The sequence below is a fragment of the Clostridia bacterium genome, from assembly GCA_035561135.1.
GTDB lineage: Bacteria > Acidobacteriota > Terriglobia > Terriglobales > Acidobacteriaceae > DATMYA01.
In genome coordinates, this window is record DATMYA010000051.1 from 126,827 (window position 1) to 147,333 (window position 20,507).

Below are 20,507 nucleotides of genomic sequence, written 5' to 3' on the forward strand. Positions count from 1 at the left end.
CCGGTGTCCTGGCACGCGGAGCACGAAAACTTGAAATGCTTTGCGCGACGGGCCATCTTGGTCAGAGCACCATCCTCAGCGGGATAGCTTCAACCTCGGCCGATGGCGCGCGGTGTTCCCGCAGCTCCTGCTGGAACTGCGTTTGATCGTCCTCATGTCGCACGGCAATGCGCGTGACATAGCAATGCACCTTAATGCCGTCGCTCGTCTCGCCTTCCCATATGCGCATGGGCACGCCGTTCAGCTCGACGATCTTCGACGTGCTCTCGATCGTGATCTTCATGCAATGAGTTCCTCGCTTAGCAAGATGATCCTGCGCTCCCAGGGAGCCGGATCCGGGACGTCGTACAACACAACAAAGCCGTGTATGAGATCAGGCAAATTGAGAGATGGGCTGAGCGACCACACACCGTTGGCAATCTTCGTTGCACCGAAGTTGTCGATCGCATTAAGCATTCCGAACTCGGCCGCGCCTTCGACGATAGGCATGGCGATCGCTTCGCCCGGGCATAACCAAATACCGAATTGGCCATCCATGACGCCGCAGACCAGTTCATCACCGCGATACGCAGCCGGCGTTTCAACCCAGCGAAAGAAGAGCTGGCACACCGGGACCGCTGGATCTCCGTGTTCGACCAGCGCGCCAGCACACCACTTCACGACTTCCGAGATCGTTCTCACCTAGCTACCCCCATGCCTACGACTCCTCCAGGAACAGCCAGTCTGCGGCGCGGATCTTGCCGGGCGCCGGATAGTCGATCATGCCAGCGGAGCGGAGCGCGCCTAGGTTGTTGCCATAAGCGCTCGACGTTGCCGACGCGCCGGCGAGATCGGCTACGGCCTGCTTGTCCATCGCGTGCGGATACTTCTGGCGAAGCACATCGAGAATCGCAGCCTGGGGACGCGTCACGATCTGCGCGCAGCGATCGAACATCTCCTCTGGGCTCCGCGGTGGATCCACCTGCGGAGCGTTCCTGCGTCCCTCGGCCGTCAGCGCCACTTCGCCAGGCGCGGGATACTCGATGTAACCGCCCGTCCGCAACGCTCCGAGATTGTTGCCGTACGCGCTGGAGGTGTGGCTTACTTGCGCGAGCGCGGCGACCCACTTCTTTGGCACCGACGTCCGCCCAATCGCTTCGAACTGCGCGAGCGCGGAAAGAATCTTGTATTGCGGCCGGGTGATGTCGCCGTTCGATTCAGCGTTCGCCTGGTCAGGATGGATTCGCCGCGGAGGATCCTCGATGATTCGATCCTTCACGGTGAGTGGCGGCTTTGCTACCACCTGGACGTCCGCCGAGATCTCGCCGATCGGTTCAGGTGTCTGAACCGCTACGGAACGCACCGCCTCGGCTAAAGTCGTCCCAACCTCAGCGATCGCTCCGTTGATCGAGCGCTGGTAATCGCGCAGCGATCGCGTCCAATGCAGGTCGCGCTCTTTCAGAGCGGTCCGCACAGACTTCTCGATCGTTGCCTTCAACCGCTCCGGATCGACGGCCGCCGCGGGCGCTGCAGGTCTCTCACGCTTCGCCGCTGCCACCTCGGCTGTCAGCGACCGGATCTTCGCCTTCAGGTCATCAACCGTGCGCGCCTTTTCTTCGGCCGCCTTCGGGAGATCTCCGAGCTTAGGCAGCAGCGCCTTGACCTGGTCAGGAGTTGGGGGAGGCTCGGCGGCATGCTTCGCAGATCCCGGCTTCGGGTGCGACGTCGCAACTGGATCCACCTTGAAGAGCACGCGCTCTTTCGAGACCGCGCGACCGAGCGCATAGAACCATCCCGGATCGAGCGTGCGTAGCGATGCTACAAAGTCCCGGCGGTCCTCCGGAGCGATCGACAGCAGGTCCACCGCGCGCTTGATGTCGACGTCTTCGAAGGTTCCGCCAACGAGACGATTGAGCAGCTCGGCCGACGCATCCTTGCGCAGCTTCGACAGGCGCTGCGTTGCGAGCACGGGACAGAAACCGCGCTTACGGCCGCGTGTCACCAGATCGATCACGGCTTCGGACGCAACCGATTCGCCAGCGCCCTTCTCCGGGCAGAAAACGTGCGCCTCGTCGATAAGGATAATCACCGGATGCCACAGCGCCTTGGGCGCGTTCACGATCGCTTCCAGGAAGGCTTGCACCCAGCGATGCCGTTCGCTGGGCTTCATCTCGTAAAGGTCACACACTGCCGAGGCGCGCAGCTCGAGCAGCTTCTCGGCAACGGTCGCGGCCGAGCGGACGTCCGCCGGCGTCTCGCCGCCTTTGCCAACAAGCACGTAGCCGTACTGCTCGCGCAGCGTCGCGAACTCGCCCTCGGGATCGATCGCGATCACCTGGATGTGTCCGAACAACTGCTCCATGAAGCGCCGAGACAGATACGACTTTCCGGCGCCGGAGTTCGCCTGGATGAGCAGACGCGTCGTGATCAATGTATCCAGGTCGAAGCCGACCTGACGTCCATCTGCGGACTTGCCAATGACGATCTTCATCGTGCGATCGCCTCCGGGTATTCAGACCACTCGCGGCCATCAAGGCGGCGTCCCGCTAGTTTCTTGCCGAGCTTCCAGAGGATCTCGTTATCCGGGAAGCGAACAATAGGGATTCCGCCATCACGCGAATATCCTTCTTCATTCGGGCTGAACTCACCCCATTGCTTGAAGAAGAACGGGACGCCGGCCGCGTGGCACTGGTCACGCAGTGATCGCGCCCAGTCGGGATGCATCGGCCGCGCGTGAGGACCGGACTCGCCGCCGACAATTACCCAGTCGATGAACTTTGAAGAAGCCAATACTAGAGCCTGCGGCTTCATTCCGCATTCAGCTCCAGCGGCTTTAGCCTCCGCGTATGACCGGTAGTTTCCTCTCCACCACCCGCACGCGGGCCACAGGTATCGTGATGCGTTGATTGGCCCGAGCATCGGCTCGATGGAAAGTCCGCGACACGCTGCGGGAGTTTCCAGAAGAACCGGGATCAGCTTATCGACCTCGTCTTGGTTGACGACAGTCACCATCTCGCGCACGTTCGGCAGGGGCCAAGGCTTTACCGAGTCGTCCTCAGCGAACTTCGCCCAAGTGAACGGATTGCATGTTTCTACACGAACAGCATTTTGGACCGAAGCAACTTGCACCCACACATACCACGCACACGGATTGCTGATGCGTTTCGAAAAGTTCGGATTGTTAGGTCTGCTGAACCATGCCAGCCTTCGCTCCGGCCGTTTCGTAAGCACCATGAACGTGTGCTGGGGGCAGAGCGCCATGACCGCGTAGATGCGATCGATCCACTCGTCCGGAACCCACGATCCGTACAGGTCAGTCATTGAGCACACGAAGATGTTGGTGGGCTTCTTCAGACGCAACGGCTCTAGTAGCGCCTTCTCGTCCAGGTACACATCCAAGGTCCGGAGGTCGGAGTCGTTGTAGGCCGCACCGTTGCCAATCCATTTATTGCGCCGCTCAGCGTAGCAATTCTTGCAACCGGGGCTGACCTTCTGGCAGTACCAGCCTTGTTTTCCGTCACCCTTGAATCGGGCACGGATCGGGTTCCAGCTCTTGCCTTCGCTGCCATCCGAGTTACGAGTCCACTCAATCTTCGTGCTGTTCATCGTTTAGCTTTCTATGTTGTTAACGGCTTTGAGGACTTTGACCAGGTCGAACGAGCTCTCGTCAGCGATGTTCTGGCATGCCAGGACCGTCTTCACCTCGCGCGCCTTCTTCAGATCGACCACCTGGTATTCGCGCTTCATGATGACCCTCTTGCCGCCGCCGTAGTCCTTATCCTCGACGACATCAGATGGCTCTTCCTTAGTGACCAGGTTCTGCTGCTCGGTGTAAGTCAACGTCTCGGTCTTCTCGATCGTGATCGTTATCATTCGCATCCTTTGATCGGCATACCGCACGCATCCACGGCTCGGCCGCAATCAGGACAACCCGTCGTTACGTTCGCGCTGCGGTGGTCACAGCATTCATGGGACTTCTCGCCAGTGGACTCCTGCTCGGCTCTGTGGGGGTCGTACAACATGGCGGGACGCGGACGCATGGAGCAGTTGCCGCGCAAGCATCCAACTCCGCCCTGTGCAGGTTCCAGTGGCCAGCCGCACACAGCGCAGCGATTCGGATCCTTGTGCATCGGGCAGTAGTCCGTGTTCGCGCCGACCCTCGTGGCACATCCGTCACACATGGGAGCGTCACAGGTCTTCGTATGGCCGATGTCCCCGACGTTGACGGCGAAGTCGCACAACCTGGTGGACGGTTTGCCACAGAACTTACAAGCTGGGGACTTGCGGCCTCGGCTGCATGCGATTGCGAAATGTCCATTACCGGTATTTATGAATTCACATGGCATTGCTGTTCTCTCGTCTCGGGTTTTCAGCTCTACAGATAACCCGCATCGCATTTCACTGCCGGGCCCGGCTAAACACTGGGAGAGACCGAACCCGGCAGAGGCTATGCTTCCGACCTCCTTCTCTGAAAGTGACCGCTTCACCTGACTACCTACGTCACACCCTGCTGCCGGCTGGAGCCGGGAACCACGAGAGCCACCAGCGCACGAGCCGGCCTATCGAATGCAGTTGACCAGCCGTGCTAAGCTCTTTGCTGTTGTCCCTCAGTTGTTTACCTAGGTATGTCCGGCGGCGCGCTGCTACGCGCTGCCGGAGCAAATGATGCTTCATGAAGTACACCTCTTCTGTCGGCGGCATCGGCGTTCCTTCCTTTCGGTTTTGACTTCAACAGACAAATTGGCGCTGACCTTCACGCGCGCCCGATCGTAGGGCAGTCGCGTCACAGTGACATCGACGTCGTACCCGGGTAGAACTCTTTCGAACATCTTGCGTATGCAGGCGGGCGTGAGCTTATGGGCTTTCACGTTGTTCGGCTGTACGTCGGCTCCGCAGTTCTCGCAGATCACTGGTTCCTCGCGCTTTCCTTCCAGGTCGACCATCGGGTTCTTGAACGTCATCTCGTCACCGGCTAGTTGAATCCTTCAATGAAATTTCGCATCTTCTCGGGGGTGTTTAAGCCCCCAATCAACATCAGGCCCATGCCGAGCTCGATGCCCGCGTGGTTTTCAGTTTCCGGATGTTTCCGCAAATCCGAAACCATGGAGCTGTAAGCATTTTGCAGATCACCGTCGTCCACATACATGAGCGCGCGATCCTTGCACCATCGAACATGTTCGCTTCTCGTCATCAGTGTCTCCAGTACAACCAGCGGCTAATCGGTCACCGCTGGGCACTCCGTCCGGCATGTACTCCGCTGTGAGTTAACGCGGCCACGCTTGGCCTATCCTGCATCGGCCTTACCCCGATGCCCTCCGACTCGGTACAAGGTGCGGTTTCCCCGTAGCTCCCCGCACTGGCACTCGCTCGCGTTCTCAGCCCACCGGCTCTCGTTGTTGGCGAATCTCTGTCAACGTTCGTATCCGGACCCAATGACTGCTCGGCAATATGGCGACAGCATTCATTGCACATGCGCCAGGTTCCAGGCTCGCGATTGGATGGGCGTAGGAACCACCCACCGCACCGCTCACATTTCGCTGTGGCCATACTCCCCCCGGTATGCCGTTACAACATTTCCCTTAGCCAGCTCGCGGCGGTCGCTTTGTTTCTTCTCCTCCCGAGCGAACCGCAGGCGAGTACTGATGTTGAGACAGTTGGACTCCGCCTCTGTAACGGCATGGCGGAGTGGCTTGACGCGCATCTCGGCATCGTCCAACGAGGCGCGAGCTTGGCAGAGGCCAGCGACCTCCTCTTCCAAAAGCTCTTCGAGACGCTCGATCGTGTCTCCGTTCCTAGCCACAAAGGTACGCATCACGCCCTCACTCTTTCGTAGGCATCGCGGCTCACGCGCCCTGGTGTCTTCTTCTCCCCGACCGGCAGAGGATCTCCTGGATCGACCTGGACGTACTCGGCGTGCTCGACGAACAAGTACGCCTTGCCTGTCCCCAGCTCGTGGACCGTGACCGGGAACCTGGCGCGATCGCCGAGCGCCGTCAGCGCCAGGTGGACCGAGTCGCGTGGCGACACGCCGTTCACCGAGACGATCTCCCCAGCATCCACCAAGTACTTCATCGCAGCACGTCCACCGCGCGCTTATAGAAATCGCGGACATGGTTGCGCGAGATCCCGATCCGCTTTGCAGCAGCCTTCTTCACGCCCCCATCCATCAACAACGCGACGTCCATGTAGTAAACGCGAAACAGGTCAGTACCCTCGCGGTAATCGAATCCCTCTTTTTGCAGTGTGCTCGCCGCCTGGCGCAGCAAGTACTTGGCATCGGCGCTCGGCTCGCGCAGGACCAGACTCTTCTTCGCTCTTTCTTGGCTGGGCATTTCCGCTATGGTCGTCGCGCTCATGCACCAGCCTCGGTCAGCGGCGTCGGGCCTTCGTAACACATGCTTTGTTCGCAGCATTCGGGCCATCCGTTCTGGATGTACTCAAAGACGCTGCGTAGGCTCAGACCTTCCGTCTTGCCGCAAGCACGGCAGCGCAGCTCGCCATTCGCCATGACCATCGCGATCGAGCAGTGGACGTTAGCGAGGTTCTTCGCCGCTCTAGCTCCGAGGCCTTTGCGCTCCAGCTCGCTCGTGAATCGGAGCTTCTCTTCCAGGACTTGCACGGCGATCATCAGCGGCCTCCGTTCTGGTTGCTCGACTCCAGGCGGTTTAGCATCCGATTGACACAGACGGTCAGACACACAATGCCGCCGAGGAACATCGCGAAACCGAGAAGATTTCCGCGGCCGATATTGAAGCCACAGAGGAAGGCGAACACGTTGACCCAGATGTAGCGAACAACGCGACAGTGTCCTAGGCCCATCGTGCACCGCCTTCGCTTTCCAGCGGTTGTACGTGTGTAAGCGACATGGATCCGCGATTGTTGCCGTTGAAATCGCGAACATAGACGACAGCGGTGTTACCGGAGAGCATCTGCGCATCCGTCCAGGTCGTGCCCAATTGGCCCTCGCCCTCACGGAGTCCAGACCAGAAGCGAACTGACGTACCGACTGGATATCGCGCGTTGAATTCGGTGATCGCGGCAGACATCTCGTCTCCCGCAATACGTTGTATGTCGGCGATCGCGAATGAAGCGTTCAGACACAACGCACACAGGTAATGATGGTGCGGGTGCATCCGCTGATGATCGTCCAACATCCCGCGCAGCAATATGAGAGTGTTCGTCGGAGTGGGATGATCTGGGCTCCAACACAGCACTCTGCCGCAGTGGGTATCGTTGCTTCCTTTGCTGATGGCTATGCACTGGACGCACTGGCAATTGCAGATCGTTGTGCCGCTCATCTTGCACCGGCTTTCGTTACGGGGAGCGCTTCGACGTCGATCAGGTCCTGGATGAGTCGATGCTCTATCCGCAAGACCCTACGCACTCTGCCGCGGACGTGCTTGGACACTGAGCGCTGCAGTGACCTGTAGTGTTCCAGGCGATGATTCCAAATTCGCCCAAGGGCGATCTCTTGTTCGGTGCGCAGCTTGGGATCCGTGTTGAGGTTGCATTCGATGAGCGACTCGATTGACTCGATCGCATCACACAGCGCGAAGGACTGGACGAATTCCTTGCTCATCCGGGTGGTCCTCATCGCGCACCGTCTTTCGGACGAGATGTCGAGAGTGGAGCGAACTTGCTAAGCGCGGCCTCGGCATTGCTAACGAAGATTGAATTGCGGGCCGTCAGGACGTGCTGCTTTACGCACGCCGGATTGCTGCACACGGTTTGATCGGTCCAGCCGCAGTACCGGCAGACGCCTGGGACAATGAGAGTTGGGATGGTGCGCGCGGCGGCCATCAGCGGCGCCCTTCCGCTTTGGCGATTGCTGATAGGGCAACCTCACGGATGATGGCGAACTTCCAGTCGAATTCGTCTTTTGAGCGAACTTCGAGAATGAGGCGCGCGACGGCGAGAAGATCAGGCGAGGCTTTGTAGAGGTCTTCGAGCTGAACGATCGGGTGAGGTGTTTCCGGCGGGGTTAATGGCCGAGCGGTCGGAATGCGATTTGCGTTGAGCACTGGATTGTCTCCCATTCAATCCAGTACCAAGCCTGTTTTCCGGACGATGCTCTTTCACTACTGGTGAGCGCGCTGGGACTCGAACCCAGGACCCACGCCTTAAAAGGGCGTTGCTCTACCAACTGAGCTACGCGCCCACACACAAACAATTTATCACACTGTCGAATTCGCGGAGTGCTATGCGTGCGCCGCTTTGCCGGTGTGGCGGCACTTCGTCTTGCCGCGCCGCTTTCTCGCGCAGCAACGGGCCAGAACCAAACGCACAGCATCAGCGAAATCGTCTGCTTTTCCGCTATTAATGACGAAGCCATCGAAGCTCGCAGTCATGCGGTCCACCAGCGAGAGGTCTTCTCCGCAGATCAACACTTCAACTTTGGGACGAACTTCCCGCAGATTAGACACCCATGCATCGACATCCGGCGGCAAACTGGCTTCATGCATGACAACGGCTTCAATACTTGCGTCATCGCCCACCTCATGCAGGTCGAATGGGAGGCGCGCAAGCCGAAAGCGCATTCCCTTTTGGTCGTGCTCGTGGCGGCTCCACTCCGGGAACCATGCACCATAAAGCAAGATCGTCGGAAATGACACGTTGTACTTTCCCATGTCCTGGGCCTTCATCGAAAATGTAGTCCTGAGAACGGGGCTGCCGCGTGAAGTTACGGCGCTATGTCTATATGGTGCCGCACGCAAGTGAAGCCGACAGTGACAAGCGTCACCCCACATCGGGTCACTCGTGCCAGATCAACCCGAGCTATCGTTCTGTCATTCACGCACACACGTCACGAGCAAGCACGCGAACTCCTGCGTGGCTCCGAGTGCCTGCTCCACTAGCCTCGATACCGGATGTTTTGCGGGTTCCTGCGGGCCGTGGGGCATAAAAGAAGCAGCACGGAGGCCGATTGATTGTTCCGCGTTTCCGCAGAGGTGCTGCCTAGAACCGGAACTGTGGTCCAACCGTTACGCGAAGATTATGGTTCGCGCCGTTATCCCAGTACATCTCATCGCCAGCTTCCACGCGTATCCCAATCGCTCCCGCGTAGGCTTCAAAGCCCCCGCCGGGGTAGAACACGCCATTCGTGTCACCGTTTGGAACAGCTCCGATGGCGCCAGCGAAGTTCTTGTTCCTGCTGAAGTTCAGAAACCCGCCCTTGGCGAGCACGAATGCCCGGAATGCACCCGTTCCAACCTGGAGCTTAGGGCCAAACAGACCATGCACCAGGCGCAGAGGCGACCGTGCAAACGTGTTCGGAGCGCCACCGGGAAGAGGAATAGTCGTATCGAAGTTACGCTCGAAGTCGTAAGCCGCTTCACCTTCCAGCTGCAAATTGGGGTGGACGTTGACACCGAGCCGGCCGCCAATGCCAATCATGTTGGCATCGGCGTGCTCAAGCCGGAAGTAGTTCATAAAAGCGCCAATAGTGCCATGATTCAGCTCCTCATCCTGAGCGAACATGGCTGGCACACAAAGCACTGCAACAAGCATCACCAAAGCGATCAGTTTCATGTCTTCTGTCTCCGCTCTGTCCCAAGCTGAACAGTCACACGGATGCAAGGGGGCAACAGTGCTGCTCCTTGCACTTGGGGGACTGAGACATTGGATGGCCCTGACTCAGCAGAGGTGGGCTCGACAGCCATGAACTTTTGAGCTCTGGCTTCTCTCTGGCGGACAACTCGCAATCAACGCACCAGCAACGACTCCAAGGCGGCGTAGAACCCGGGGTAAGAAACACCGGCAGCTTCCGCGTGCGTGATCTCTGTTGCGCCCTCGGCGCGCAATGCTGCGATGCTGAAAGCCATAGCTATTCGATGGTCGCCGAAGGAATTGACCTGCGCTCCCCTGAGTTGCTGGCCGCCTGGGATGCGCATACCGTCTTCTCTCTCTTCCACGACGGCACCCATGGTGCGCAGGTTCTGCGCCACGCTGGCGATGCGGTCGGATTCCTTTACCCGCAGTTCCCGCGCGTCGCGAATTTCAAGCCCATCACGCGTGTACGGCGCAATCGCTGCCAGCACCGCCAGTTCATCGATCAGCGCTGCCGAACTTGCGCCGGCGATTGTCGTCCCCAGCAAAGCACCGGCTTGTAAACGGATCGTGCCCACCAGCTCGCCGTGGCGCTCCGCGACCTGAAGGAAGCTGATGCGCGCTCCCATCGCGGTGAGCACATCGAGCAGAACGGCGCGCGTGGGGTTTAGCAGGATGTTATCGAGTACCAGGTTGGCATCCGGAAACAGCATGGCTGCGCATAGGAAGAATGCTGCCGACGAGATATCTCCGGGAACATAAGCATTAATAGCCCGGAGCGTCTGGTCTCCGGCGATTGTGACGCTATTGCGCTCACGCTGTACGCTTGCCCCGAAGGCACGCAGAGCCAGTTCTCCATGGTCGCGCGTCGCCACCGGTTCGCTGATCGTCGTCTCGCCGTCAGCAAAGAGCCCCGCAAATAGAACGCAGGTCTTCACCTGTGCACTCGCGACAGGTAAGGCGTATTCAATGGGGCGCAAGCGTCTGCCACGAATAGCAAGCGGCGCCCGCTCGCCTTCTGCTGCCTCGATGGTTGCACCCATGCTGCGCAGTGGCTCGATGATGCGCGCCATCGGACGCCGCGACAGCGATGCATCTCCCACGAGTTCACTCGCAAAGTCCTGCCCAGCCAGGATTCCTGCCATCATGCGCATGGTCGATCCGGAGTTCCCGCAATCCAGCGCAGCAGCGGGCGCACGCAGTTGCGCGCCGCATCCTTCGATCTCGACCGCTCCGTCTGCCAGCGTTACATGGCGGCCCAATGCGCGTACACACGCAAGCGTACTGGCGCAATCTGTCGCGGACGAAAAGTTCTCAAGCCGTGACTTCCCTTCGGCGATTGCTGCCAGTAGTGCATATCGGTGCGAGATTGATTTATCGCCCGGTAGCCGGACGCTGCCGCAGACGTTGTGTGCCGGTCGGATTGTGACGCTCTGTGCCTTCATCGAATTCACCAGCTTTCCATCTGCTGCGCGGCAAGTTGCCCGATTCACAAGTATAAATTTTCGGCTTCGACGTGTTCAGAAAGCCAACTCAAGTTCAACCCAGCCATCAGATGTTCTAGCGCATACAACAAGAAGCGCCGAGTGGGGTATTGCAAAGGTTCTCAGAGCCCCTGCCTTAGAGCCCGCAGAAAGCACCCTCATATCAAGTTCCCGAGGTGATGGCATGTCTTACCGGGCATCGCTCGCTGTATTGCTGGTCGTAGTCGCCACCACTCTTTCGCTCGCAGCCCAAGGGAGCCCATCACCCAGTCTCGGAACGCAGGGTGCTGGGGACGCAAGCAATGGCACGGGCCCTTTGGCTTCGCTCACTGGTACCGTGCGTACCATCGACGATCAAGGGGTGGAAAACGCTCGGGTCGAACTGCGCGATACCCTTACAAATGCCGCCATCACGACCACCTTTACCGGAACAAACGGTATGTTTGAAATGTACAACATTCCGGCAGGTCAATACGAAGTAGTCGCGACCTACGGATTATCGGAAACGCACGAGCGCGTCCAGTTGACGATGATGGAAGTCAACGTAAGCCTGCGAATCGCGCGGCACGATGGCGTTGCCCCTGACAGTTCAGCAACCGTCTCGGTGGCTCAATTCAAGGTACCCGGTAAAGCGCGCAAGGAATTCGAGAAAGCGAGAGACTTGTTCGGCAAAAACAAACTTGTTGAGGCGCGACGGCACGCAGATAAAGCGCTGGAGCTCTTCCCAACCTATGCCGAAGCGCTCGTAATCCGCGGGATACTGGCCATCAACGATAACAAACTCGAGGAAGGCGAAGCCGACCTTCAGAATGCCATCAAGTACGATCCGAACTACGGCATGGCATACATTGCCATGGGCGCGGCCATGAACCAGGCGCGGCGCTTTGAACAGGCAAAGCGCACGATTGAGCGCGGCATCGTGCTTGCGCCTAACTCCTGGCAGGCTTACTTCGAGATGAGCAGAAGCGCGATAGGGCTCGGCGATTTCGAAGCCGCTGAAAAGAACGCCAGCCGCGCAGAAACGCTCTCCAGCAACGACTACGGACCGATTCATCTGGTGAAGGCTCATGCGCTCATAGGCCTGAAGCGTTACGACGAAGCCGTCACGGAGCTAGAGCGCTTCCTGAGCAAGGACCCTGCCAACCCCGGTGCGGAGACTGCGCGTGCTGTACTCAATCGCGCCCGCGCATTCGCAGCCTCCGGCGGGCGCAGATAGCAACACTCGATAAAACAAATGCCGTCGGTTTCAATCGCCGACGGCATTCTGCTATAGAGGCCTTCATAGTTGACGAAATTACGCGCGAGTTTTCGCTTGCGCCTGCACTTCCCGCAGCAGATCCTGTGGAATCTCCCGAATAGTGACGCCCAAAGCGAAGCGCGGCGTCTCCGAACCGCGACCCCAGCGGTTCACTTCCCAATGAGCGCGCACGGACTTGACCTCCGGCTCATTCCGCAGGTCCAACAGTATGGGCGTTTGCCCTGGGTAGAAACTCTGTGGGAACGCGGCCGATGGTTTTGGCGCCCAAGCCGTGCCGTCCGGCGAGCCAAACACGCTCAACTCGATGGACTCCTGTTCGACCGCATCCGTGATGTTCAAAGTGAGAAGAAATACGCGACTTTGTGCTGCGCTGATATCGACAGCCGCACCATCGCCTTTAGCGGTGATAACGGTAGCTTCCGGAACCAGGACTGTATCGATCATGACCACCTGATTCTACTCCGCGCCACCAAGACGCTCGAAACGCTCGTCACCACATCCCGGCTCTCACCGGGGCGGCAATTGCCCAAGGAACTCGCGCAGCAACGCTGCCGCTTCTTCCGGCCTCTCGAAAGCCGCGAAGTGTCCGGCCTTTCCCACAACTCGCAACTGACTTCCGCGAATGCTTCTATGCATGGCCTCTGCGTCCGCAATGGGAGTGGCAACGTCTTCATCTCCCGCGATGATCAGCGTGGGAACGTTGATGAGCGCCAGCGTCGGCGCCGAGTCCGGCCGCTCTGCCATGCCCTGCTGCGCGCGGCTGATGCCTTCTGCGCTGGTGCTCATCATCATCCGGCGTGCCCTGTCCACCACGTCGGGCCGGTTCGTCCGCGTGGTCTCACCCAGCACTTTCGGGATCATGCCCTCGATAAAACGATCCGGGCCCTGCTCCAGGACCTCTCGCGCCGACTGCAACCGCGCTGCGCGCGCTTCCTGCGTATCGGCAGCGGCTTTCGTATTCGCCAGCACAAGGGCGGAAACGCGCTCCCGATGCCGTCTCCAGAACTCGAAGAGAACGTACCCGCCGATCGAGATGCCTGCGAAAACCGCGCGTCCGACTCCCGCTTCATCGCAGACCCGCGCGATGTCATCGGCGTGCTTCTCCATCGTCGCGATTCCCTCGCCGAGACTGGACTCAGCATGCGCGCGCAAATCGGGCATGATGAGGCGATAGCGCGTCGAGAGCGCTTCTGCCACCGGCGTCCAAAATTCATGATTTGCGGGGAAAGGATGCAACAAGATGACGGGCGGGCCGCTGCCCGCCACATCGTAGAAGATTTCGGCATCACGGCTTCGCACGTACATGTCGCGATTCTAACCCCCGTCAATGTTTCGCTAGGTTCGAGGCGACTGCACCTGCTCGGTACGAGGCTGCACTGCCGGCAGATACTCCGGCTCTTCCGGCATCACGATCCAGCCGACGATATAGGCCAGCAGTCCGCCGCCACCGAAGATAGCGATGATGACCCACAGAAGCCGCACCAGCGTTATATCGAGATCGAAATACTCGGCGACACCCGCACATACACCTGCAATCTTGCGAGTGTTGCGGGGACGAACGAGTCGCTTGCGCGCAATCACGCCCGTCACGCGCGTGCCACAATAGGCACAGAGGTTTGCGTCTTCCTGGATCACCTTACCGCAATAATTGCAGTACATGTCTCCCCTCCGGTTTTCATCATTAGATACGAATAATTGCGCTGAAAGTTCCTAAAAATGTAAGTGCCAACTACTCGGGTTAGCTCTGTGCGGATTCAGTAGTGGTAAGCCTTTTTCATGTGCTTGCGTGCCATGTCCGCCAAGGGACCCTTGGAATCGGACGCAAGAACCTCCTGGTACAGTTTGATCGCAGCCTCGCGTTTCAGCACCGTGTCATACATCTGCCCTGCCGCAAGACTCGCGCTCAGCGCCAGCTCCTTTTCAACGTTCGGATACGTGCGGACACTATCAAACGCTTCCGCCGCTTCATCGAACCGTCGCTGGCCTCGAAGGGAAACACCGAGCCCAAATGCCGCTAATTCTGGTTCTGCCAGCGCGTACTTCCCTTGCCGGTAGTTCGTCAGGGTCGTTCGATATGCGTTGATTGCATCGGGCCCATGGCCAGCCGCATTCAGAAGATTCGCATATTCGATGGCCACGAGGAAGTTGCGCGGGCAAGCGTCGATCATGCTCTTCACCACTTCCAGCGCCTCGGGATAGCGCTGCTCGCGTCGTAGAAACAGCGCCAGCGCGATCTTTGCGTCCATGCTCGAATGCGAATTCGCCCCCGCAGCTTCCCGCAGGTAGTTTAGCCCTCGTTGCCGATTGCCACTCACCCCAACCATGGACGCCAGTATTTTGGCTGCCCAGTTCAGGCTTCCAATGACGTAGGTGTGAACGCCGACCATGGTCTTTGCATCCACGTAATTGGGATTCAACCGCAAAACGCGCTCATGGTCCTCCCGCGCACCGAGCGCCGCGCGCACGGCAGCGAACCACGCCTTCTCCCCCAACCCCATGTAAGTACAGCGCATACCGCGAGCCACGCCACGCGCGTAGAGCGCGTCCGCATCGTTAGGATTGGATTTCAGGCGCAACTCGCTTAACGCAATTGACCGGTTGATTAAGTCAAGAACGCGCTGGCGCACTACCGGGTCCACAGGCCGCCGCGCCTTCTGGTCCAGAAAGGTATCCGTTGCATAGCTCTCAGAATCGAGTGCCCCTATCCTGTACAGCTCTTTCCACAGGACTGCGGAAACCAGGTAGTTCGTCACGAAAGGATCGTCTGGATGTTCCTTCTGCAGGGACTCGAAATCCTTGATCGCTTTATCGTATTCGAGGTTATAGAAGTGGTCGAAGCCACGCCGCGCGATGGGGTCTTTGTCGGGAACGACGAAGCCTGCCGGAGCCGCAGGTATTGAAGTGGCACTTAGGGCAACGGTGATGGTGCAAACCGAGAACAGAGTAATGCAGCACAAGGCAATTAGCCTTCGGGCCGCAGATTGATAAGGTTTCATGAATGTTCGCTTATGAGCAGTTTACCCGATAGTGCGGACTGTTTGAAACAGGTACAAAGAAGCTGCCCCCGAGGGAAATGCGCCAACGTATGCATAACCTGAAACCGCCGGTGAAAGAGTTCTATACCGAACAAGAAATAGCAGACGCCGTCGGCGTCTCGCTCACGTTGCTCCACCGGATACTCGACGAACACATCTTCAACGACGGCACGCCGCGTCCCGCCGAACTAAGATTCACGTCCTCCGATTTGGTTCTCATCGAGTTCTGGCGTGACTCCATGCCGAACGCCAAGGTCCTCCGAATGCCGGGGGCAACTAGTGCGTAACCACGCTGTGGATTGCGGCAGAACAGGCTCCTGAAGAAATCGAAACCACTTGCACTGAGCGGGGTCATCTTGAGCGTAGCGAAGGATCTGCTGTTCACAACAAAGCAGATCCTTCGGTCCGCAGAAGCGGCGTGACCTCAGGATGACCCGATATAGAGTTTTTCAGCAGCCTGAGAAAGCCACAGCCTTCGAAGCTGCCGGGCAGGGTCACTACGCATCTTTTCTGGTGGGCGGGTAAATTATTCCGTCGCCCACCATTCCGCCCCGGCCAAATCCTCGCAACTACCCGTATTTGCAGCAAAAACTTTCTCCGGACTTTGGCCCCACTCTTGCCCATAAGAGGAGCACCGGGAGGGATTGTAATGCCAGACGTTGTACGAAATGATACCCAGGAATACTGGAGGCCGGCGCAGCCGCCGCGCACGAATCTGAATGCCTCGCCCACTGAGGTTCTATGCGCGAACTGCGGGACAGAATACGCCCTGGGAGCCCGCTTCTGCCACGTTTGCGGCGCGGAGCGCGAAACACAGATGGGCATGGGCGGAGTACGTCCGGCGTTCAGCCGCATGCTGGATTTCGATCAGATCAAGGAGCGTTTGGGCATGAGCAGCGCATCGCTCGTGCTGATGGTGGTGGGCTTTGCCTGCGCCCTCGCCGCCATGCTGACGGGGGTCATCTACACGGCTAACACCGTACTTGATTGGCAGGCTGTTCAGATATGGCGTATTGAGTGGATGCTTGCAGCTCTAGTCGCCTTTGGTGCCGCTATCTTGTTAAGGAAAAGCGGCGAATAGCGAACAGAGCAATGACAGCGTTACTTACCGGTCGCGTGGTTTGAAGTCCGACAAACGAAAACGCCCCTGCGGAGGCGTTTTCATTTGTCGCAAATCCTAAAATCCTACTGTTGTGCGGCTGGCTGAGAAACCGAAAGCGTCTGCGCCATGTAACCGCGACCATCGAATGTCGCATTCGCCGTAATTTCGGCTCCAATCGCCAATATCTCCTGGCGTCCCAGTCTTGCGGGATCGAAGCGCAATTCGTAGTTCCTGTTGTCGCTTTGATTTTCGATCGCCAGCAAGCCGGCGCTCAAATCGACATTGGTCACCCGCCCGGCAAAGAAATAACTCGCACCCGGTAGCGCCAGAATGGAAATCTCCCGCGCTCCGCCGGCGCGTCCTCGTCCCGGCTGAAAGATTACATCCACCAGCGCACCTGGTCGCAGGTCTGCGACCGTAGCGGGTCCGTGGCTCGCCTTCACCGGCATCCCAGGATTGGCAACAAACTCAACCGACTGAGCCGTCAATTGGTCCTGCATCGTTACTATGCCGGTCGTGGGGTTGTAGGCGGTGATCTGTCCGCGCGCTTCTGCGGGGCCACTCTGCGTCTGTACGCGCAGGTTTCGAGCGAAAATGCTGCCGCCGACCAGCATCGTATCGACGTAAACGCGGTCGCCTTCCCGTATGCCAGTCACCGTCGTCTCGCGCCCGTCGCGATAAATGTGCGAGCGATCGTCGAACACGATTCTCATCTTCTTGCCGCCGCCGAAGGGTTGCAGTACGAGCCGGTTGCGCACTCGATCCACCTTAACAGCCGTCCCACCAATCAACGTCAGCGGCCCTTTCGGAGACTCGGCTGCTTCTATCAACGGGTCCGCGCTCACAGGCGCGTCGGTGGCCGGGAGAATCACGGTTTGCGGTCCGTCCGATGTCTGCGGCTGGTTTCCAGATTGCGCCACAGGCTTCGTTTCGGGCTGAGCACCCGCCTGACTCGCTTGTGTGGTCGATGCTCCGGCCTGCCCCGTCTTCTGCGATTGAATCTTTGTTGCCGGTTCGTTCCAGTTGTTGGTGGATTTCGGCCCTGCCTCTTGTGCGACGGCAGCCATGCTGGCAAGGGCCAGCGCCCCAACCCTGAACAGGTAATTGCGTTTCATCGCGCTCCTCGGATTCGGATAAGAGCAAACGCCGAAGCTTGCAGAACTGTTTCTGGGCTGAGTTGGATGCCCAAACCGTCCGGACAGGTGGCATCACGGGGTGCAAAAACCATCACGGAACCCAAGTGGCTGCAACACCGCCACGAATATTTCCATCCAAGTGATTGGGCAGAGGCGCGCCGGTTTTGTGCGCAGCCTCTTTGCCCTCGCTCTCGGAGGTTGGATGCCTTTTATGCAAGCGCACCGTTCCCTGCGTTTGACGGTCTGTGGTCTTGTTCTCGCTCTTGCCACCACGGCCAGTGCCGGTGATTTTCGCCTCAAGATCCCAAAGCGCAGCAAACCAACACCCGTACAGAAGCTCAACCAGGATGGCGTAAAAGCGGTCCAGAAGCACGATTACAACAAGGCGAAGAGGCTTTTCTATAAGGCCTACCTTCTCGACCCCAATGACCCGTTCACGCTCAACAATCTAGGCTACATCGCGGAATTGGAAGGCGAGATCGATCGTGCGCAACGCTACTACGCGCTCGCCGCCGAGCAGCACTCCGACGCCGTTGTCGATCGCTCCACCAGCGAGGACATGAGAGGCAAGCCCGTCAACCAGGTTGCCGGTATCGCAGCCGACCAGCAGATGCAGATCAATCGCATGAACGTCTATGCCATGGGTCTGTTGCTCAAGGATCGGGCTCCCGAGGCTGACGTCACCTTGCAAAAGGCACTCGCGCTCGATCCCAGGAATCCATTCACACTGAACAATCTTGGCTTCGCCAAAGAGAAGGAAGGAGAACTCGATCAGGCGCTGAACTTCTATGCCAAGGCCGCTAACGCCAAGTCGAACGAACCCGTCGTCGTCACCGTCAACAGCAAGTGGCGCGGCAAGCCCATCAGCGAAATTGCGGAAGAAAACGCTGAAAAGGTTCGCGATGCCATGGATAGGCAGGAGGACGTGCTCACCAAAGTCGCACGATTGAACCTGCGCGGTGTCTCGGCCATCAATCGCAATGATCGCCGCCTCGCGCGCCAATACTTTGATCAGGCATACAAACTGGATGAGAGCAATGCATTCACGCTGAACAACATGGGCTACCTTGCCGAACTGGATGGCGACCGCGAAACCGCTGACTTCTTCTATTCGCGCGCACGCGAAGCCGACGGCTCGGATGCCAGGGTGGCCATCGCGACGCGCCGCGAACTGGAGGGCCTGCGGCTTGGCACCGTAGCCGACAGCAATGGTCGCGCCGTAGCTGCGGCGACCGAAGCCGACCTGGAGGCCAAGCGCCGCGAAGGTGGCCCTGCTCTCCTGCGGCGTCGCGACAACACACCGGTCGTCGATCCCGACCGGACGCCTCAGCCATCGTCGTCCGCTGCTCCTTCCGCGAACTCGGGTAGCACAGGCGGAACCACGCAGGACCAGCGGACTCCAGAGCAGAACCAGCAACCGCCTCAGCAGCTTCCTCGCTAGACGATTAGACAAACCAATTGAAGCTTCTGCCCACCAAATTGGCGAAAGAGGCTGCCGGAAAAGTAGAAACCACGTGCAACAAGCGGGGTGATCCTGAGCGGAGCGAAGGATCTGCTGTTCACAGTCCTTCCGTCCGAAAAGGCGGCTTAACCGCCTACGACTTCTGCCTTCCCTTCGAATATCAGACTATAAGTTCCAGAAGTGGTTGAGTGGGCCGTTGCCATGTCCAAGCGGCTCGGCCGATTCGATCGCCCGCCTGACGTACTCCTTGGCCCCGGCGACTGCCTCGGGTAGCTCCCTGCCCAGCGCTAATTCGCAGCCTACCGCGGAGGCAAACGCACAACCGGTTCCGTGTGTTGATAGCGTCTTCAGACGCTCGGAACGGAACAGCCGTTCTTCGACCGCGCCGCCCGGTGCCCGCCATACCAGCACCTCGACCGCTTCCGGCAAATGCCCGCCTGTGACGACAACGGCCTTCGGCCCCATGTTCAGCAGATCTCTACCGGCTGCCCTCGCCTCATCCAGGCTGGAAACATCCCGCCCGAGAAGCACGCCAGCTTCATCGATGTTCGGTGTAATGATTTCGCTTAGCGGCAGCAATCTGCTCCGCAACACCTCGAAACCTTGTGGCTCCAGCAGGTCTGCCCCGGAGGAGGATTTCAGAATGGGATCCAGCACTACGTTCGCGAGTTTCGCCCTGTCCAGAAACTCAGCGACTGCCTCAGCCACCCCCGGCGACCCCAGCATTCCCACTCGCACGGCAGCAATCCTGAAATCCGACTCCAGTTCTGTCAGCGTCTCGGCAACCATTGCAGGGGCCAGCGGCTCGACCCTGCGAACGCCGGTCGTGCTCTGGACCGTGAACGACGTGATGCAGGTCAGGGCGTAGCAGCCATGGGCAGCTATCGTCTTTACGTCGGCAGTCACGCCAGCCCCGGATGACGGGTCATAGCCAGCGATACTGAGCACCACAGGGCCGGTCTGCTTCATGTTCATGCGCCAAAACTACTCCAAAGCTGTCCGCCTGAAAAGCTCCGAACGTCTAAAGAGGGGAACAAGCCGCGTAACACTAGGTAACATCTAGCTTACCCCGCTCAGACCCGTGCGCCTGCTGCCGCGAGTCACTACCGCGAGCACAAGCCCGTATAAACTCAGGCGTCCGAGCGCATGCTGTCGAGATTGCCCACGTAAAATAAGTGCCTCCGAAAGCAAGATTCTTATTCACAACCAGCACTGGCGCATCTAACTTTGGGTCGCAGGGGAAGGCGGCAAATCGGCTTTGAGCTGGCCAAAACCCAGTTCTAGGGTGAAACGCTTCCAAAACGGGGTGATTCGCCGTTGTTCGGGACTAGGTCCATCGCCCGCAACGCCCTAACACGGACCGGCCCCAAGCGCAACCATAAAGTTAGGGTATGCGCTTTAGTCATTGACTCTAAGTCCAGCAGCTTCATACAATTACAGAATCCGCCCAGCCAGCTGGGTACAGAGAGAACGCGAAAGACGAGGAGTTGACTTTGACATTGAAG

27 protein-coding genes and 1 tRNA gene are annotated in these 20,507 nt (G+C 58.8%); 4 read left to right on the plus strand and 24 right to left on the minus strand.

Annotated elements, in window-relative coordinates; all coding sequences use genetic code 11:
- Positions 1–61 precede the first annotated feature (61 nt).
- The 18 genes from VN622_11055 to aroA all read right to left on the minus strand — a co-directional run bounded on the left by VN622_11055 (position 62) and on the right by aroA (position 10,970).
- Positions 62–283: a hypothetical protein gene (locus VN622_11055; GenBank protein ID HWR36396.1), complete on the minus strand. Its 222-nt coding sequence runs from the start codon at positions 281–283 to the stop codon at positions 62–64.
- Positions 280–681, minus strand: coding sequence for a hypothetical protein (locus tag VN622_11060; GenBank protein HWR36397.1), 402 nt, complete (start codon positions 679–681; stop codon positions 280–282). Before VN622_11060 ends, VN622_11055 begins: the two co-directional genes overlap by 4 nt.
- 16 nt (positions 682–697) lie before the next feature.
- Positions 698–2,470 (minus strand): DUF87 domain-containing protein, encoded by a 1,773-nt coding sequence (locus VN622_11065; protein HWR36398.1) that lies wholly within the window; start codon positions 2,468–2,470, stop codon positions 698–700.
- Positions 2,467–3,585 (minus strand): phage Gp37/Gp68 family protein, encoded by a 1,119-nt coding sequence (locus tag VN622_11070; protein HWR36399.1) that lies wholly within the window; start codon positions 3,583–3,585, stop codon positions 2,467–2,469. Before VN622_11070 ends, VN622_11065 begins: the two co-directional genes overlap by 4 nt.
- A gap of 3 nt (positions 3,586–3,588) precedes the next feature.
- A complete protein-coding gene (locus VN622_11075) occupies positions 3,589–3,852 on the minus strand; it encodes a hypothetical protein (GenBank protein ID HWR36400.1) in 264 nt (87 codons plus the stop codon).
- Positions 3,853–4,649: 797 nt separating this feature from the next.
- Positions 4,650–4,940, minus strand: coding sequence for a hypothetical protein (locus tag VN622_11080; protein HWR36401.1), 291 nt, complete (start codon positions 4,938–4,940; stop codon positions 4,650–4,652).
- 11 nt (positions 4,941–4,951) lie between these two features.
- Positions 4,952–5,170 carry a hypothetical protein gene (locus VN622_11085; GenBank protein ID HWR36402.1) on the minus strand — a complete coding sequence of 73 codons (219 nt, stop codon included), beginning with the start codon at positions 5,168–5,170 and terminating at the stop codon, positions 4,952–4,954.
- A 336-nt stretch (positions 5,171–5,506) separates the two neighbouring features.
- A complete protein-coding gene (locus VN622_11090; GenBank protein ID HWR36403.1) occupies positions 5,507–5,791 on the minus strand; it encodes a hypothetical protein in 285 nt (94 codons plus the stop codon).
- A complete protein-coding gene (locus VN622_11095; GenBank protein ID HWR36404.1) occupies positions 5,791–6,051 on the minus strand; it encodes a hypothetical protein in 261 nt (86 codons plus the stop codon). The genes VN622_11090 and VN622_11095 overlap by 1 nt, the downstream gene beginning before the upstream one ends.
- The gene (locus tag VN622_11100; protein ID HWR36405.1) at positions 6,048–6,335 is read right to left on the minus strand and encodes a hypothetical protein; all 288 of its coding nucleotides are present in this window, start codon (positions 6,333–6,335) and stop codon (positions 6,048–6,050) included. Before VN622_11100 ends, VN622_11095 begins: the two co-directional genes overlap by 4 nt.
- Positions 6,332–6,607, minus strand: coding sequence for a hypothetical protein (locus tag VN622_11105; GenBank protein HWR36406.1), 276 nt, complete (start codon positions 6,605–6,607; stop codon positions 6,332–6,334). Before VN622_11105 ends, VN622_11100 begins: the two co-directional genes overlap by 4 nt.
- A 181-nt stretch (positions 6,608–6,788) precedes the next feature.
- Complete coding sequence (locus VN622_11110) at positions 6,789–7,025, minus strand: hypothetical protein (protein HWR36407.1); 237 nt, start codon at positions 7,023–7,025, stop codon at positions 6,789–6,791.
- A 248-nt stretch (positions 7,026–7,273) separates the two neighbouring features.
- Positions 7,274–7,558, minus strand: a complete 285-nt coding sequence (locus tag VN622_11115; GenBank protein ID HWR36408.1) for a hypothetical protein — start codon at positions 7,556–7,558, stop codon at positions 7,274–7,276.
- Between the two features lie 220 nt (positions 7,559–7,778).
- Entirely contained in the window at positions 7,779–8,015 is a 237-nt protein-coding gene (locus tag VN622_11120) for a hypothetical protein (protein ID HWR36409.1), read from the minus strand.
- Positions 8,016–8,061: 46 nt separating this feature from the next.
- Positions 8,062–8,137, minus strand: a tRNA-Lys gene (locus tag VN622_11125).
- Positions 8,138–8,177: 40 nt separating this feature from the next.
- Positions 8,178–8,606: a hypothetical protein gene (locus tag VN622_11130; GenBank protein ID HWR36410.1), complete on the minus strand. Its 429-nt coding sequence runs from the start codon at positions 8,604–8,606 to the stop codon at positions 8,178–8,180.
- Between the two features lie 328 nt (positions 8,607–8,934).
- A complete protein-coding gene (locus VN622_11135) occupies positions 8,935–9,507 on the minus strand; it encodes a hypothetical protein (GenBank protein HWR36411.1) in 573 nt (190 codons plus the stop codon).
- Between the two features lie 173 nt (positions 9,508–9,680).
- Positions 9,681–10,970 (minus strand): 3-phosphoshikimate 1-carboxyvinyltransferase, encoded by a 1,290-nt coding sequence (gene aroA, locus VN622_11140; protein HWR36412.1) that lies wholly within the window; start codon positions 10,968–10,970, stop codon positions 9,681–9,683.
- A 223-nt stretch (positions 10,971–11,193) separates the two neighbouring features.
- Here aroA and VN622_11145 point away from each other — a divergent pair, with 223 nt between their 5' ends.
- Positions 11,194–12,225: a tetratricopeptide repeat protein gene (locus tag VN622_11145; protein HWR36413.1), complete on the plus strand. Its 1,032-nt coding sequence runs from the start codon at positions 11,194–11,196 to the stop codon at positions 12,223–12,225.
- A gap of 78 nt (positions 12,226–12,303) precedes the next feature.
- On the opposite strand, the gene VN622_11150 is transcribed toward VN622_11145, so the two are convergent.
- The 4 genes from VN622_11150 to VN622_11165 form a co-directional block, all read right to left on the minus strand.
- Entirely contained in the window at positions 12,304–12,711 is a 408-nt protein-coding gene (locus VN622_11150) for a hypothetical protein (protein ID HWR36414.1), read from the minus strand.
- A 63-nt stretch (positions 12,712–12,774) separates the two neighbouring features.
- Positions 12,775–13,572 carry an alpha/beta fold hydrolase gene (locus tag VN622_11155; protein HWR36415.1) on the minus strand — a complete coding sequence of 266 codons (798 nt, stop codon included), beginning with the start codon at positions 13,570–13,572 and terminating at the stop codon, positions 12,775–12,777.
- 30 nt (positions 13,573–13,602) lie between these two features.
- Positions 13,603–13,926: a PspC domain-containing protein gene (locus VN622_11160; protein HWR36416.1), complete on the minus strand. Its 324-nt coding sequence runs from the start codon at positions 13,924–13,926 to the stop codon at positions 13,603–13,605.
- Between the two features lie 95 nt (positions 13,927–14,021).
- Positions 14,022–15,224, minus strand: a complete 1,203-nt coding sequence (locus VN622_11165; protein HWR36417.1) for a tetratricopeptide repeat protein — start codon at positions 15,222–15,224, stop codon at positions 14,022–14,024.
- Between the two features lie 128 nt (positions 15,225–15,352).
- On the opposite strand from VN622_11165, the gene VN622_11170 reads away from it, so the two are divergent.
- The gene (locus VN622_11170; protein ID HWR36418.1) at positions 15,353–15,589 is read left to right on the plus strand and encodes a hypothetical protein; all 237 of its coding nucleotides are present in this window, start codon (positions 15,353–15,355) and stop codon (positions 15,587–15,589) included.
- Between the two features lie 362 nt (positions 15,590–15,951).
- Entirely contained in the window at positions 15,952–16,383 is a 432-nt protein-coding gene (locus VN622_11175) for a zinc ribbon domain-containing protein (GenBank protein HWR36419.1), read from the plus strand.
- A 104-nt stretch (positions 16,384–16,487) separates the two neighbouring features.
- Here VN622_11175 and VN622_11180 read toward each other — a convergent pair whose 3' ends face one another.
- Positions 16,488–17,519 carry a hypothetical protein gene (locus tag VN622_11180; protein ID HWR36420.1) on the minus strand — a complete coding sequence of 344 codons (1,032 nt, stop codon included), beginning with the start codon at positions 17,517–17,519 and terminating at the stop codon, positions 16,488–16,490.
- Positions 17,520–17,742: 223 nt separating this feature from the next.
- Between VN622_11180 and VN622_11185 the strand changes: the two genes are divergently transcribed.
- Positions 17,743–18,981: a tetratricopeptide repeat protein gene (locus tag VN622_11185; GenBank protein ID HWR36421.1), complete on the plus strand. Its 1,239-nt coding sequence runs from the start codon at positions 17,743–17,745 to the stop codon at positions 18,979–18,981.
- Positions 18,982–19,167: 186 nt separating this feature from the next.
- On the opposite strand, the gene thiD is transcribed toward VN622_11185, so the two are convergent.
- The gene (gene thiD / locus VN622_11190; protein ID HWR36422.1) at positions 19,168–19,977 is read right to left on the minus strand and encodes a bifunctional hydroxymethylpyrimidine kinase/phosphomethylpyrimidine kinase; all 810 of its coding nucleotides are present in this window, start codon (positions 19,975–19,977) and stop codon (positions 19,168–19,170) included.
- Between the last annotated feature and the right edge of the window lie 530 nt (positions 19,978–20,507).

Coding starts and splice junctions, on each gene's coding strand:
- VN622_11080 (HWR36401.1), bottom strand. CDS start 4,940: ATGACGTTCAAGAACCCGATGGTCGACCTGGAAGGAAAGCGCGAGGAA.
- VN622_11100 (HWR36405.1), bottom strand. CDS start 6,335: ATGAGCGCGACGACCATAGCGGAAATGCCCAGCCAAGAAAGAGCGAAG.
- VN622_11070 (HWR36399.1), bottom strand. CDS start 3,585: ATGAACAGCACGAAGATTGAGTGGACTCGTAACTCGGATGGCAGCGAA.
- VN622_11135 (HWR36411.1), bottom strand. CDS start 9,507: ATGAAACTGATCGCTTTGGTGATGCTTGTTGCAGTGCTTTGTGTGCCA.
- VN622_11105 (HWR36406.1), bottom strand. CDS start 6,607: ATGATCGCCGTGCAAGTCCTGGAAGAGAAGCTCCGATTCACGAGCGAG.
- VN622_11075 (HWR36400.1), bottom strand. CDS start 3,852: ATGATAACGATCACGATCGAGAAGACCGAGACGTTGACTTACACCGAG.
- VN622_11185 (HWR36421.1), top strand. CDS start 17,743: ATGCCTTTTATGCAAGCGCACCGTTCCCTGCGTTTGACGGTCTGTGGT.
- VN622_11120 (HWR36409.1), bottom strand. CDS start 8,015: ATGGGAGACAATCCAGTGCTCAACGCAAATCGCATTCCGACCGCTCGG.
- VN622_11145 (HWR36413.1), top strand. CDS start 11,194: ATGTCTTACCGGGCATCGCTCGCTGTATTGCTGGTCGTAGTCGCCACC.
- VN622_11155 (HWR36415.1), bottom strand. CDS start 13,572: ATGTACGTGCGAAGCCGTGATGCCGAAATCTTCTACGATGTGGCGGGC.
- VN622_11115 (HWR36408.1), bottom strand. CDS start 7,558: ATGAGCAAGGAATTCGTCCAGTCCTTCGCGCTGTGTGATGCGATCGAG.
- VN622_11090 (HWR36403.1), bottom strand. CDS start 5,791: ATGCGTACCTTTGTGGCTAGGAACGGAGACACGATCGAGCGTCTCGAA.
- VN622_11095 (HWR36404.1), bottom strand. CDS start 6,051: ATGAAGTACTTGGTGGATGCTGGGGAGATCGTCTCGGTGAACGGCGTG.
- VN622_11175 (HWR36419.1), top strand. CDS start 15,952: ATGCCAGACGTTGTACGAAATGATACCCAGGAATACTGGAGGCCGGCG.
- VN622_11055 (HWR36396.1), bottom strand. CDS start 283: ATGAAGATCACGATCGAGAGCACGTCGAAGATCGTCGAGCTGAACGGC.
- VN622_11180 (HWR36420.1), bottom strand. CDS start 17,519: ATGAAACGCAATTACCTGTTCAGGGTTGGGGCGCTGGCCCTTGCCAGC.
- VN622_11150 (HWR36414.1), bottom strand. CDS start 12,711: ATGATCGATACAGTCCTGGTTCCGGAAGCTACCGTTATCACCGCTAAA.
- VN622_11110 (HWR36407.1), bottom strand. CDS start 7,025: ATGTCTGCCGCGATCACCGAATTCAACGCGCGATATCCAGTCGGTACG.
- VN622_11065 (HWR36398.1), bottom strand. CDS start 2,470: ATGAAGATCGTCATTGGCAAGTCCGCAGATGGACGTCAGGTCGGCTTC.
- VN622_11160 (HWR36416.1), bottom strand. CDS start 13,926: ATGTACTGCAATTATTGCGGTAAGGTGATCCAGGAAGACGCAAACCTC.
- VN622_11085 (HWR36402.1), bottom strand. CDS start 5,170: ATGACGAGAAGCGAACATGTTCGATGGTGCAAGGATCGCGCGCTCATG.
- thiD (HWR36422.1), bottom strand. CDS start 19,977: ATGAACATGAAGCAGACCGGCCCTGTGGTGCTCAGTATCGCTGGCTAT.
- aroA (HWR36412.1), bottom strand. CDS start 10,970: ATGAAGGCACAGAGCGTCACAATCCGACCGGCACACAACGTCTGCGGC.
- VN622_11130 (HWR36410.1), bottom strand. CDS start 8,606: ATGGGAAAGTACAACGTGTCATTTCCGACGATCTTGCTTTATGGTGCA.
- VN622_11170 (HWR36418.1), top strand. CDS start 15,353: ATGCATAACCTGAAACCGCCGGTGAAAGAGTTCTATACCGAACAAGAA.